Source organism: Sphingomonas bisphenolicum (assembly GCF_024349785.1).
GTDB lineage: Bacteria > Pseudomonadota > Alphaproteobacteria > Sphingomonadales > Sphingomonadaceae > Sphingobium > Sphingobium bisphenolicum.
In genome coordinates, this window is the sequence record NZ_AP018817.1 from 1,504,292 (window position 1) to 1,517,059 (window position 12,768).

At 65.1% G+C, this 12,768-nt stretch carries 15 protein-coding genes; 11 read left to right on the forward strand and 4 right to left on the reverse strand.

From position 1 onward, the window contains the following. The first annotated feature begins 228 nt into the window (after window positions 1–228). From SBA_RS07530 to SBA_RS07540, 3 genes are all read left to right on the forward strand, one after another. Window positions 229–1,494: an aspartate kinase gene (locus SBA_RS07530; protein ID WP_261936411.1), complete on the forward strand. Its 1,266-nt coding sequence runs from the start codon at window positions 229–231 to the stop codon at window positions 1,492–1,494. 233 nt (window positions 1,495–1,727) lie between these two features. Continuing rightward, window positions 1,728–2,741 carry an NAD(P)H-dependent flavin oxidoreductase gene (locus tag SBA_RS07535; protein ID WP_261936412.1) on the forward strand — a complete coding sequence of 338 codons (1,014 nt, stop codon included), beginning with the start codon at window positions 1,728–1,730 and terminating at the stop codon, window positions 2,739–2,741. 86 nt (window positions 2,742–2,827) lie between these two features. Then, window positions 2,828–3,718 carry a hypothetical protein gene (locus tag SBA_RS07540; RefSeq protein ID WP_261936413.1) on the forward strand — a complete coding sequence of 297 codons (891 nt, stop codon included), beginning with the start codon at window positions 2,828–2,830 and terminating at the stop codon, window positions 3,716–3,718. A 4-nt stretch (window positions 3,719–3,722) separates the two neighbouring features. Here SBA_RS07540 and SBA_RS07545 read toward each other — a convergent pair whose 3' ends face one another. Continuing rightward, window positions 3,723–4,157, reverse strand: coding sequence for a winged helix-turn-helix transcriptional regulator (locus tag SBA_RS07545; RefSeq protein ID WP_261936414.1), 435 nt, complete (start codon window positions 4,155–4,157; stop codon window positions 3,723–3,725). A 98-nt stretch (window positions 4,158–4,255) separates the two neighbouring features. Between SBA_RS07545 and SBA_RS07550 the strand changes: the two genes are divergently transcribed. After that, complete coding sequence (locus tag SBA_RS07550) at window positions 4,256–5,014, forward strand: SDR family oxidoreductase (protein WP_261936415.1); 759 nt, start codon at window positions 4,256–4,258, stop codon at window positions 5,012–5,014. A gap of 116 nt (window positions 5,015–5,130) precedes the next feature. Then, the gene (locus tag SBA_RS07555; RefSeq protein WP_224547224.1) at window positions 5,131–5,451 is read left to right on the forward strand and encodes a DMT family transporter; all 321 of its coding nucleotides are present in this window, start codon (window positions 5,131–5,133) and stop codon (window positions 5,449–5,451) included. Window position 5,452: 1 nt separating this feature from the next. Here the strand turns inward: SBA_RS07555 and SBA_RS07560 are convergent, their stop codons facing one another. Further along, the gene (locus tag SBA_RS07560; protein ID WP_261936416.1) at window positions 5,453–6,124 is read right to left on the reverse strand and encodes a winged helix-turn-helix transcriptional regulator; all 672 of its coding nucleotides are present in this window, start codon (window positions 6,122–6,124) and stop codon (window positions 5,453–5,455) included. Window positions 6,125–6,247: 123 nt separating this feature from the next. Between SBA_RS07560 and SBA_RS07565 the strand changes: the two genes are divergently transcribed. The 5 genes from SBA_RS07565 to SBA_RS07585 are packed head-to-tail and all read left to right on the forward strand — an operon-like array spanning window position 6,248 to window position 8,883. After that, a complete protein-coding gene (locus tag SBA_RS07565; protein ID WP_261936417.1) occupies window positions 6,248–6,691 on the forward strand; it encodes a VOC family protein in 444 nt (147 codons plus the stop codon). A 26-nt stretch (window positions 6,692–6,717) separates the two neighbouring features. After that, window positions 6,718–7,080, forward strand: coding sequence for a DUF1428 domain-containing protein (locus SBA_RS07570; protein WP_261936418.1), 363 nt, complete (start codon window positions 6,718–6,720; stop codon window positions 7,078–7,080). A gap of 35 nt (window positions 7,081–7,115) precedes the next feature. After that, window positions 7,116–7,916 carry a VOC family protein gene (locus SBA_RS07575; protein WP_224547418.1) on the forward strand — a complete coding sequence of 267 codons (801 nt, stop codon included), beginning with the start codon at window positions 7,116–7,118 and terminating at the stop codon, window positions 7,914–7,916. Then, entirely contained in the window at window positions 7,916–8,407 is a 492-nt protein-coding gene (locus tag SBA_RS07580) for a VOC family protein (protein ID WP_315975810.1), read from the forward strand. The genes SBA_RS07575 and SBA_RS07580 overlap by 1 nt, the downstream gene beginning before the upstream one ends. Beyond that, the gene (locus SBA_RS07585; RefSeq protein WP_224547217.1) at window positions 8,404–8,883 is read left to right on the forward strand and encodes an SRPBCC domain-containing protein; all 480 of its coding nucleotides are present in this window, start codon (window positions 8,404–8,406) and stop codon (window positions 8,881–8,883) included. The genes SBA_RS07580 and SBA_RS07585 overlap by 4 nt, the downstream gene beginning before the upstream one ends. 24 nt (window positions 8,884–8,907) lie before the next feature. Here the strand turns inward: SBA_RS07585 and SBA_RS07590 are convergent, their stop codons facing one another. Further along, a complete protein-coding gene (locus SBA_RS07590; protein ID WP_261936419.1) occupies window positions 8,908–10,158 on the reverse strand; it encodes an oligogalacturonate lyase family protein in 1,251 nt (416 codons plus the stop codon). An 81-nt stretch (window positions 10,159–10,239) separates the two neighbouring features. Continuing rightward, the gene (locus tag SBA_RS07595; RefSeq protein WP_261936420.1) at window positions 10,240–11,688 is read right to left on the reverse strand and encodes an amidohydrolase family protein; all 1,449 of its coding nucleotides are present in this window, start codon (window positions 11,686–11,688) and stop codon (window positions 10,240–10,242) included. Window positions 11,689–11,782: 94 nt separating this feature from the next. Here SBA_RS07595 and SBA_RS07600 point away from each other — a divergent pair, with 94 nt between their 5' ends. Next, window positions 11,783–12,637, forward strand: coding sequence for a LysR family transcriptional regulator (locus SBA_RS07600; RefSeq protein WP_261936421.1), 855 nt, complete (start codon window positions 11,783–11,785; stop codon window positions 12,635–12,637). Window positions 12,638–12,768 lie beyond the last annotated feature (131 nt).

Here is a 12,768-nt window from a genome sequence, read left to right on the forward strand (position 1 = left end):
TCAGGGCGAACGGGGAGGGGTGGTGTCGATTATCCTGACGGCGCTTTTAGCAGGCCATGGGCGGCAGGCAAATGGGCCTATCCCGTTGAACCGAAAAGAACCGGCCTTTCATAGGGCAGCGCGAGCGGCAGGATTGCTTGCCATATGCGCGGCGGCTGCTAATAGGAGCGCCGTTTGGCCCTTTTGGGACATTTTCTTTCATAATAGCGGATAAGGCTCGACACACACATGGCGCGCATCGTGATGAAATTCGGCGGCACCTCCATGGCGGGGATGGAGCGGATTCGCAACGTGGCGGCGCGCGTCAAACATGTCGTGAGCCAGGGCCATGAAGTCGCTGTCGTCGTATCCGCCATGGCGGGCGAGACGGACCGGCTGGTGGGCTTCTGCAAGGAAGCGTCCGCCCTGTACGATCCGGCCGAATATGATGTCGTGGTCGCCGCGGGCGAGCAGATCACCAGCGGGCTGCTGGCGATGACATTGAAAGCCATGGACGTCGATGCGCGGAGCTGGCTGGGCTGGCAATTGCCGATCCGCACGATCGAGGCCCATGCCAAGGCGCGGGTCAGCGATATCGACACGCTGGACCTGCTGGCGTCGATGCGGTCGGGCACGGTTGCGGTGATCCCCGGTTTCCAGGGCATGATGGCCGACGGCCGGGTGTCGACGCTGGGCCGGGGCGGGTCGGACACGTCGGCGGTCGCGGTGGCCGCTGCGATCAAGGCCGATCGTTGCGACATCTATACCGACGTCGACGGCGTCTATACGACGGACCCGCGGATCGTGGCGCGTGCGCGCAAGCTGGACCTCGTCACCTATGAGGAAATGCTGGAACTGGCCTCGGTCGGCGCCAAGGTGTTGCAGACCCGGTCGGTCGGCCTCGCCATGAAGGAGGGCGTGGTGGTGCAGGTGCTGTCGTCCTTCGACGATCCCACGCAGCAGGATTTGCCCGGCACGCTGATCGTCAGCGACGCGGAACTGGAAGCCAAGCTCAAGGAAGACAAGATGGAACGTCAGCTCATCACCGGCATCGCCCATGACAAGAATGAGGCGAAGATCATCGTGACGCGCGTGCCCGACAAACCCGGTGCGGTCGCCAACATCTTCACCCCGCTGGCCGATGCGGCGATCAATGTCGACATGATCATCCAGAATGACAGCAAGGACAATGAAGAGACGGACGTCACCTTCACCGTCCCGCGCGCCGACCTGGCCCGCAGCGTCGACATATTGGAAGCGAACAAGGACGCGATCGGTTTCCGCCGGATCATCACCGACACCGAAGTCGCCAAGATCAGCGTCGTGGGTGTGGGGATGCGCAGCCATGCGGGCGTCGCGGCGACCATGTTCAAGACCCTGGCCGAACGCGGCATCAACATCGAGGCGATCTCCACCAGCGAGATCAAGGTTTCGGTGCTGATCGACGAGGATGAGACGGAACTGGCGGTGCGGGTGTTGCACACGGCCTATGGCCTGGACGCGCCTGTGGCATAACCGCTATTCGGCTGAGGCCGGGCTGCAAATACCACTTTTCTGCGCTTCCGGTGCTCACGTGCTTTAAGCACGCTGCGCGCCGGTTCTCGAAAAGTAGCATTTTCGCCTCGGCCTGAGCCGAATATCGGCTATGCCAGTGTTGCTCTTTACTTCGATCGCTATTCCCGCGAAGGCGGGAATCCATCTCCGGCTTTTTCGGCTGGGGATGGTTTTTGATTCTAGAGGCTAAATTCATGACCCACGCCAAGCTTACGTCCCTGATGGCCCGCGGCGCCGCCTTTTTCGGGTGCGAGAGCGCGATCCTGTGCGGGGCGATGAGCTGGGTCAGTGAACGCAACCTGGTGTCGGCCATCTCCAATGCCGGCGGGTTCGGCGTGATCGCGTGCGGCGCGATGACGCCCGAACTGCTCGACGCGGAGATTGCCGCGACCAGGGCGCTGACCGACAAGCCGTTCGGCGTGAACCTGATCACCATGCATCCGATGCTGTTCGACCTGATCGATATTTGCGCGAAGCATGACGTTACCCATATCGTGCTGGCGGGCGGCCTGCCGCCCAAGGGCAGCATCGAGGCGATCAAGGCCAAGGGCGCGAAGCTGATCTGCTTCGCCCCGGCGCTGAGCCTGGCGAAGAAGCTGGTGCGGTCGGGTGTCGATGCGCTGGTGGTCGAGGGGATGGAAGCGGGCGGCCATATCGGGCCGGTGGCGACCAGCGTGCTGGCGCAGGAAATATTGCCGGAGATGGCCGCCCAAGTGCCGGTGTTCGTCGCCGGTGGCATCGGCCGGGGCGAGGCGATCGCCGCCTATCTGGAAATGGGCGCGGCCGGCGTGCAACTGGGCACCCGCTTCGCCTGCGCGACCGAGAGCATCGCGCATCCGAACTTCAAGAAAGCCTTTTTCCGTGCGTCGGCGCGAGACGCGATCGCCAGCGTGCAGATCGACCCGCGCCTGCCGGTCATTCCGGTGCGCTCGCTGAAAAATGCGGGGATGGAGAATTTTACCGCCAAGCAGCGCGAAGTCGCCAATCTGCTGGATGAAGGTGCGGTCGATATGCTGGAGGCCCAGTTGCAGATCGAACATTATTGGGCGGGCGCGCTGCGCCGCGCGGTGATCGACGGCGATGTCGAGGGCGGGTCGCTGATGGCGGGCCAATCGGTCGGCATGGTGACGAAGGAAGAGCCGGTCGCGGAGATCATCGCGCAGTTGATGGATCAGGCCGCCGCCGCGCTGGAGCGGCGAGTCGCCTGAGGGGTTGCGGCGAACCGAGCGTTAGGCATATTTCCTCCGCACAAAATGCACGGCATGACCGGCGCACAGTCCCATCGGAGAATTTGATGTTGTCATCGCGCCGTCCAGGCCGTCTTTCCCTCGTGTCGCTGGCCGTGCTGGCGGCCTGTTCGACCCCGCCGCCTCCGCCGCCGCCGGCCCCGCCGCCGCCGGTGGTGCCCACGATCAAGCCCATGCCGCCCGCGAACGCGGTCGAGGGCATGAGCATCCCCGAACAGGCGGCGGACGGCAAATATCTGACCGCCAATCGCGGCGTGACGTCCAATACTGCGTTGTGGCACCTGCGCATGGGGCTGAACGTTGCGGCGCTCAATTGCGACAAATATGGCCCGACCGCGCGCAACCAGTATAACCAGTTGCTGGCGGTGCATAAGGCGGCGCTGAACGGCGCCAATGCCGCGGTCGACCGCAACTACAGCGTTGCCTATGGCAGTTCGGGCATGGCGTCGCGCGAACGGCTTAACACGGTGGTCTATAATTTCTTCGCACTGCCGCCGGTCATCAAGAGCTTTTGCCCGGTCGCGGTCACGGTCGGCGCGAAGATGATCGCGATGCCGTCGAGCCAGTTGCTGGAAGCAGCGCCGGCGCTTTTGGCCGAACTGGAAAAGCCGTTTCAGGATTTCTACGCCGCCTATGCCGACTATCTGCGCCGGCTGGCCGAATGGCAGTCGCGCTTCGGCGCGACCGTGACGGTCGTGGTGTCGCCCACCCCGCTGCCGCCGCCGCCGGTTCCGCCGGGCGAGGCCCCGCCCAAGGGCTGGACGCCCAGCTACAAGAGCGCGCTGGAGGCGACCCCGCCGCCGCCGTCGGACATCGCCGCCACGCCGGGCGTGGCGCCGTCGGCCCCCATGTTGGGGCCGCCGGCCGCCACCCGCACCTTGCCCGACAATAGCCAGCCCAAGCTGGTCGTGCAGCCGCTGCCGACGAACAACGAATAAGGCGTCAGTCGCGCGCGTCGAAGCTGGCGCGCGCGGCTTCGACCGTGTCGAGATGGCGTTCGGCCCACATCCAGACGCCGCAAAAGGCGGCGCTTAGGCTGTTGCCGAGCGGGGTCAGCGCATAATCGACGCGCGGCGGCACCACCGGATGGACGGTGCGGGTGAGCAGGCCGTCGCGCTCCATCTGGCGCAGCGTCTGGGTCAGCATCTTCTGGCTGATGCCGTCCACCTGCCGGCCGATGGCGGTGAAGCGCAGCGTGCCCTTTTCCTCCAGCAGTTCCAGCACCAGCAGCGTCCATTTGTCGGCGATGCGACCGATCAGCTCGTTGACGAGTCGCTCCACCCTGGGGTCGATCTCGGCGGGCGGTTCGGTCGCAAGATAGTGTTCCGCCTGCGCGATATCGTCTGCGTGGAAACGGTTCTGGAGCGGATTTGCCATTTCTTACCTTTGGGTGACTACAGCACTTTTCGGTGCCTACTTTCCAAAAGAGAGTATAGAGCTAAATTGCCTTTCAAGCCAATTGAAAGGACAGACCCATGCAATCGACAGGCAACACCATCCTCATCACCGGCGGCGGTTCGGGCCTTGGCGCGGCGCTGGCGCATGAATTTCACATAGCGGGCAACCAGGTGATTATCGCCGGGCGGCGGCAGGCGGCGCTGGACGCGGTCGTGGCCGACAATCCCGGCATGGCCGCGATGGTGCTGGACATGACGGATGCGGCCGCGATCGTCACCTTTGCGCAGAAGCTGGTGGCGGACTTCCCGGCCCTGAACGCCGTGCTGCTCAACGCCGGGATCATGGTGGCGGAGGACAAGATCGATCTGGCCACGGCCGAAGCGACGATCGCCACCAATTTGCTCGGCCCGATCCGGCTCGCCCATGCGCTGCTGCCGCATCTGGAGGCGCAGCCGGCCTCGACGATCCTGACCGTGTCGTCGGGCCTTGCCTTCGTGCCACTGGCGGCGACGCCGACCTACAGCGCGACCAAGGCGGCGATTCATGGCTGGTCGCTGGCGATGCGCGCGCAGTTGCAGGCGACCAGCGTCGAGCTGATCGAGATCGTGCCGCCCGGCGTGCAGACCGACCTGATGCCCGGCCATGCGGACAATGACCAGATGATGCCGCTGGCCGACTTTATTGCAGAGACGATGGGGTTGCTGCGGCAGCAGCCGGCGCTGGCGGAAATCCATGTCGAGCGGGTGAAGTTCCTGAGCGAAGCGACGCAGCGCGGCGAGTTTGCGCAGGTGTTCGGGATGTTGAACGGGGGCATTGAGCCGACACGGCGGCGATAGCCTTGCCGTCGGGAGGCCATGCGCCTATCTGAACCCCTGCAAGCGAGGCCACGTCCTCCCCCGCGTGCGGGTTTCAAGTCCGGGACGGCCTGGCTCTCTGACGAAGGAGAGCCATCATGGCCTGGATTGCGTTGTTTTTTGCCGGTCTGCTGGAAATCGTCTGGGCCTTTGCGATGAAGCAGTCGCATGGGTTCAGCCGGCTTGTGCCCAGCCTCATCACATTGGGCGCGATGGTCGCCAGTTTCGGGTTGCTGTCGCTGGCGATGCGCAGCCTGCCGCTGGGGACGGCCTATATGATCTGGACCGGGATCGGCGCGCTGGGCGCCTTTGCGGTCGGCGCGGCCTTTCTGGGCGAGGCGGTCAGCCCGATGCGGCTGGTCGCGGCGGGCCTGATCCTGACCGGGCTGGTCATGATGAAGCTGACCGCCCAGAGCTGAATCAGGGGGCGTTGACCATGTCGGGCGCCTTGGGGGGCAGGGGGAAGAGGGTGGCGAAGCGGTCGGCGAGCGCCCGGTCGCCCTCGACGCTCAGCGCGCCCGCCATGTCCGCATAGCTTGCGCCGCCATAGAGGACCGCGACCAGCGCATTCTGGTCGCCGCTGATGATGGCGTCCGCGCCCGCCGCCGCGCCGCGGTCGATGAGGCAATCGCCGTCCTTCAGGATGGCGCGAAACTCCTCCTCGCCGAAGCGGAAGCCGATCGTCGCGTCCAGGTCGCCGAGGCGGCTGCGGTCGATCATGGTGCGCATCGACAGGATCACCGACACCTGGCTCATCGGCTTGCCCGGCTCCATCGTGGGCGAGCGGCAGGCCCAGCGGCCCAGCACCTGAAACAGGATTTCCGACTCGCGGCCCCAGTCGGTCAGATCGTAAATCTGGCTGGCGGCGGGCGGGGGCAGGCGGCGACGGATCAGGATGCTCGCCGCTTCCAGATCCTCGAGCCTTTGCGTGAGCACGTTGGCGCTGATTCCGGGCAGCCCGGCGCGCAGGTCGGTGAAGCGCTTGGGACCGAGCATCAGTTCGCGCATGATCGGCATCGCCCAGCGATCGCCGATCATGTCGAGGGCGTGGGCGACGGCGCATCCGTCCTGATAGGCACGTTTCTGACTCATCAGTTATCTTTTCTAACTTAACTGTTGCATAAAATAATCATGGAGCGCAGAAAGTGCAAGCGGTGAGTCGCCCGATGGAGAGAAAGGGCGCGGCCGAAGCTGAACATTCCGAGGAGAAATGCGATGGCGAACACCCCCGCTCCGAAGATGATTTTCGTCAATCTGCCCGTCAGCGACCTCGCGGCGTCGGTCGCCTTCTATGAAGCGGTAGGCGCTGTGCCGAACATGGATTTCGCCGACGACAGCGCGCAGATGCTGAGTTTTTCCGAGACCATCCATGTGATGCTGCTGAACCATGAGCGGTTTGCCAGCTTCACCACGCGCGCCATCCCCAATGCCCATGACACCGCGCAGGTGCTGCTGTGTCTGAGCGAAACCAGCCGCGATGCCGTCGACGCGACGGTGGACAAGGCGCTGGCGGCGGGGGGCACGGAGCCGAACCCGAAGCAGGATCATGGCTTCATGTATGGCCGCGACTTCGCCGATCCGGACGGCCATATCTGGGAAGTGGCCTGGATGGACATGGAGGCGGCGCTCGCATCCAAACAGCAACCCGCCGACGCCTGACCTGACGACAAGGAAGGAGAGAGACAATGGCCTATATGGACGGCTTCGTGATCCCGGTGCCCAAGGGCAATAAGGAACGCTATCGCGAGGTTGCGGCCTATGCCGCGCCGATCTTCATCGAATATGGCGCGACCCGCGTGGTCGAATGCTGGGGCAATGACATCAAGCCGGGCAAGACCAACGACTTCCGCACCGCCGTGATCGCGGAAGAGGGAGAGGAAGTGGTCTTTTCCTGGATCGAATGGCCCGACAAGGCGACCCGCGACGCCGGCGCCGAAAAAGTCATGAAAGATGAACGCATGCAGCCGAAAGAGGGCGAGGACATGCCCTTCATCGGCGCGCGGCTGATCTATGGCGGGTTTGAGGTGTTGCTGGACGCAAAGGGTTAGGGCGCGGGAACACGCAGCTAAGCAGGAGACGGATGATGACCGATCTGACCGGCAAATTCTTCTGGTATGAACTGATGACCAGCGATCCCGAGGCGGCGCTGGCTTTCTATGGCGATGTCGTCGGCTGGACGTCGCAGCCCTTTGGCGGCGAGCGAACCGACGATCCCTATCATGTCGTGTCGGGCAGCGCCGGGCCGCTGGGCGGGATCATGGCGATCCCGGCCGAGGCCCGGACGTGCGGCATGACCCCCTGGTGGGGCGGCTATGTCGGGTCGGCCGATGTCGATGCCGACGCCGCACGGCTGAGCGCGGCGGGCGGCGCAGTGAAGCGCCCGGCCGAGGACATTCCCGGCGTCGGCCGCTTTGCGGTGATGGCCGATCCGGGCGGCGCGATCTTCATGCTGCTCAAGGGCTCCAGCCCCGACGGGATGGAGGCGCCCGCGGGTATGCCGCTGGGCCATGTCAGCTGGCACGAACTATATAGCGGCGATTTCGACAAGGATCTGGCCTTCTATGGCGCGCAGTTCGGCTGGGCGAAGGGCGAGGCCATGGATATGGGCGAAATGGGCCTGTACCAGCTCGTTTCGCAGACCGGCGGCACGGATTTCCCGGACATGACCGGCGGCATCATGCCGCTTCCCAAGGAGATGCCGACACCGCTCTGGCTCTTCTACTTCACGGTCGGCGATATCGATGCGGCGGTGGAGCGGGTGACGGCGGCTGGCGGGACCGTGCTGAACGGGCCGATGGCGGTGCCCGGCGGCGCGTGGATCATTCAGGCGACCGATCCGCAGGGTGCGATGTTCGCACTGGTGGGCAGCAAGGGAGACGCATGATGAGCAAGATATCCCCCTGCCTCTGGTTCGACGGCCAGGCCGAGGAGGCGGCGCATTATTATGCGTCGGTCTTCGGCGGGTCGGTCGATCATGTGAGCTATTATCCCGACGAGAATCTCTCGCCGTCACCGATGGCGGGCGGCAGCGTGCTGCTGGTCGAGTTCACCCTGTTCGGGCAAAGCTATCAGGCGCTGAACGGCGGTCCCCAATTCACCTTCGACGAGGCGATATCGCTCTCCGTCGGGTGCGCGGACCAGGCGGAACTGGATCGTTATTATGACGCGCTGACGGGCGATGGCGGCAAGCCGGGGCCGTGCGGCTGGGTGACGGACAAATATGGCCTGTCCTGGCAACTGGTCACCAACGCGATCATGGCCAATTATCATAGCGACGACAAGGCGGCGATCGCCCGGATGATGGCCGCGATGATGACGATGCAGAAGCTGGACACCGCCGCGATGCAGGCGGCCTTCGATGGAGAGGCGGCATGAGCGGCGCCGAGCATGAACTGACCGTCACCTGCCATATCGCCGCGCCGCGCGCGATCTGCTGGAAGGTGTGGACCGACCTGAAGGACGAATGGTTCTGCCCCAAGCCCTGGCGCGCCGAGGTGATCGAGGAGGATCTGCGTCCCGGCGGGCGCAGCGCGGTGCAGATGTTCGGGCCGGATGGCGAGGAGACCGGGCCGATGGAAGGCGTCTTCCTGGAGGTGGTGGCGGGCGAGCGGGTGGTGACGACCGATGCCTATGCCGCGGGCTGGGTGCCGCAGACGCCCTTCATGACGGCGCTATGGCAATTTGCCGACGAGGATGTGGACGGCGATGGCGGCACGCGCTTCACCGCGACCGCGCGCCATTGGGATGCCGAGGCGAAGGCGCGGCATGAGGAGATGGGCTTCCATCCCGGCTGGGACATGATGGTGGAGCAATTTAAAGCGCTGTGCGAGACGTCGGCGGCGAGCGCTTGATCCATTGAGGGCCTGAACGGTTCATCATCGAGCCTTCGCCACTTCCACCGCGTAGATGGCGGGCTTGCCCTCCACATTCGCGCGATAGACCAGCCATTTTCCGTCGGGGGTGAAATGCTGGTTTGGTTCCAGCGTATAATCCTGTTTCGACAGGTCGGCGAGGCGTTCGGTTTGCAGGTCGCCGGCCGCGATCAGCGTCTCCCCGTCCAGCGTGTCGCGGGTGCGCGGGTTGGTGTCAGGACGGGGATGGAACAGGCTGATATATTTGCCCTCATCATTGCCGTCGCCCGCGAAGGTCCGGCTGTCAGGCGAGGAACTGTAATGATAGCTGCCCTGGCCCGGTCGCAGCGCATACCAGCGCCGCGCGCCGCTCACTACGTCGAAGCTGGCCAGCCAGCGCACGCCCATCGGCTGGATCAGGTCGTACCAGATGGTGCGGCCGTCGGGCGCCCAATATTCATGGCCGGCGATCTCACCCTGGAATGTGCGCTGGTGGACTTTCGTTTTCCGGCTGCCGTCGGTGCGGATGGTCCAGATGCGGTCGACCTTCTGCCACGGCCCTTCATGGCAATAGGAGAGCAGGGTTGGGTCGGCGGGCGAGAAGAGGACATGGTTGAGCCAGTCGTTCGACCGGGTGACGGTTTTCCGGGCGCCGGTGCGGAGGTCGATGGTGAAGATTTCCATCGGCACCCCGGCGGCGAGGCGCTTGGCCATCCATTGCTCCTTGGCGACGGCGAAGGGCAGCGGTTTTCCGTCCGGGCCGTTGGCGGCATAGGTGGGGGAGCCGGTCTTGGGATCGCGATTGCCCTGCGCGGCGATGGCGGCAGGCGGCGGGGCAAGTTCGCGATGGCCGGCGAGCAGCGTGTCGTCGGCATTGATCGAGGCGATGCGGCCGCCGGGCAGGTCGGCGATGCGGCGGCGCTCGCCGCTGTCCAGATCGACCGACCAGACAGTCGAGGCGGCTTCGTTGCCGATCGGGCTGGTGCTGTAATAGGCGATCGGAGCGCGGTTGCCGACGAAGAGCAGGCGGTCGATCTTTTCCTTCAGGACCAGCTTGGTCGTCCAGTTGCTTGTGTCGGCGACGCGGATGCCCTCGGGCGTCAGATAGATCATCCGCTTCCCGTCCGGGGTGAACGGGTTGTAGTTGAAATAGAGGCCATAATTGCCGGGGCGGTCATCGACGCGGACGATGCGGTGGCCGGTGGTGGGGTCAGTCCATGACGCGGGTTCGGGAGCCGGTGCGGCTGCGGCCAGCAGCGGCAGCGCCCATGTCATTAGCAGCCCTTTTCCACGCATCCTCGTCTCCAAATGTCCATTTAGTGGAACATGGTAATGCATGGAGGGATTTTAAGCAAATCAGGGCGCCTTGTTCCAGTCGGCGACCCTGGCCTTCGTATCGGCCAGCATGGAGTCGAGCGCGGCGCGGTCGTAGCTTTTGCCGCGCATGACGACGGTGGCGATGGCGCGGGTGGCGTTGATATCCTGCAACGGATTGCGGTCGAGCAGGACGAGGTCGGCGGCCTTGCCGGCCTCTACGCTGCCATAGCGGTCGAGCTGGCCGAACCAGGCGGGGCCGGCGCGGGTCGCGGCGGACAGGGCCTGGGTTGGCGTGAGGCCCTCTTTCACGAACAGGGACAGTTCGTCATGCAGGCCGATGCCGGGATAGTTGAAGCTGTTGAGGAAGCCCGCATCGGTGCCGGCGATGATCGTCACGCCCGCCTTTTGCAGCAGCGGCAATATGGCGGCCACGCGTTCGAAATGATCGTGGCGGGCGGCGGTGGCGGCAGGGTCGGCCCCTGCCGCGCGCTGGATGCGCCAGTCATAGGTCTTGCGCAGTTTCGGCCCGATAAAGGCGAGATAGGGATCGTTCGCGTGGCTATCGCGGTCGAGATAGGCGAGGATGCGGCTGCCGTTGAGCGTCGGGGTGACGAACACGCCCTTCGCGGCGAAATTGCGATAGGCGGCCATGGCGGTGTCGGTGTCGAAACCGGCGTCGATGCGGCGATTGGCCTCCGCCCGGTCGATGCGGCCGGCGGCGAAATCGGCGGCGATGGCGGCTTCGTCCTTCACGCCCGCCTTATAGGCATAGTCGAGATGCTCGATCGAACTGATGCCGGCGTCCACCGCCTGTCCGACGGTCAGCGCCATCGGGATATGGCCCGAACTGCGCAGGCCGTGGGCCTTCGCCTGCGCTACGGCGTAGAGGAACAGGTCGGGCTTCAAGGTGCTGTCGGTGATCTTCACGAAGTCGACATGGTCGCGTTGCTGGAGTCGGGTGATGGCGGCGTCGACATCGGCTCTGCTGCCGACTTCGATCGTGCCCTTCCAGACCGGCGCGATCCCCTCGATCTTCGCGCCGGAAGTGAGGAGGCGCGGGCCGAACAGGCTGCCGCTCGCGATATCGTGGCGCCATGTCAGCACGCTGTCGGGCAGGTCACCGGAACAGTCGCGGATGGTGGTGATGCCATGGGCCACATAAAGGGGAAGGAGCGCCTTATTCTCCTCGATCAGGTCCGGGCCGCCGCCGAAATGGACATGCATGTCCCAGAGCGCGGGAATGAGGAAGCGGCCCTTGCCTTCGATCGCGCTGGGCGTGCGCCATGCCTTGCTGATCGCGCGGTCCGGGCCGACGGCGACGATGTCGGCGCCGCGCAGGACGACGGCCTGATCGGCATTGGCGCGACCATGCTCGACGTCGATCACGGAAACGTGGCGGATCATCATGTCGCCCTGTTGCGGGGAGGCCAGTGCGGGCGATGCGAACAGCGCGACCAGGGGCAGGGCGGTGGCCAGCAGTGTCTTCATCGTCGGTCTGCGCTCCGGTGGGGGAAGGACGATTTTAGCGGCGTCGCCATCATGCGCAAATTAGATGTTGGAATGGATAGTATGCATAGTGATAATGACGTCTATGTTCGATCCCTGCCTGCTGCGCAGCTTTGTCGCCATTGCCGATAGCGGCAATTTCACCCATGCGGCCGAGCGGCTGAACATGACCCAGTCGACCATCAGCCAGCAGATCGGCCGGCTGGAGGCAATGGCGGGGCATCGGCTGGTCGACCGGTCGGCGCGGCCGGTTTGTCTGACGGCGATGGGGGAACGGCTGATCGGCCATGCCCGGCGGATATTGCTGCTGAATGAGGATGCCGCGTTGCTGCTGCGCGATCCGGCGGGGACGGCGGCGATCTCCATCGGCCTGCCGGAGGATCTGGCGACGGGGGCGATGGCGCAGGCCTTTGCCGGCTTTGCGCGGGCGCACCGGCATATCCGGCTGGACGCGACGACGGGGCTGAGCCGCGATCTGGCGCAGCGATACCGGCAGGGAGAGTTCGATATCGTCATCGTCAAGGAAGCGGTGGCCGGGCCGGATTGCCGCGCGAGTTTTGCGGAGCCTTTGGGCTGGTTCACGGCGGCGGAGGGTGGCGCGATGGAGGAGGAGGAGGCGTTGCCGCTGGTCTGTTTTCCGGCGGGTGGCCTGTATCGCGAGGCGATGTTCGCGCAGCTGGAGCGGGAGGGGCGACGCTGGTTCGTCGCCTTTTCGGGAAGCAGCCTGCAAAGCGTCGTGGCGGCGGTCGCGGCCGGGGTGGGCGTGTCGCTGCTGCCGCTGGCGGGCGTGGGCGGGGCGGCGGTGGTGCGGCGGCGCGATCTGGGCGGAGTCGCGCCGATGCTCGTGTCGCTCTACGCGCGCGAGGGCGACGGGCCGCTGGCGAACCTCGGGCGGGAGATGATCGCGGTGCTGGCGGCGCGGGCGGGGTGAGGGTGAACATGTGCAGGTTCCCCCTCCCGGTTACGGGAGGGGCATACATTATTCTCACCTTCATTCACCATCACCAAAAAAGGCGCCCGGTTGCCCGGACGCCTTTCTGCGCGCCTATGGGTGGCTCAGCC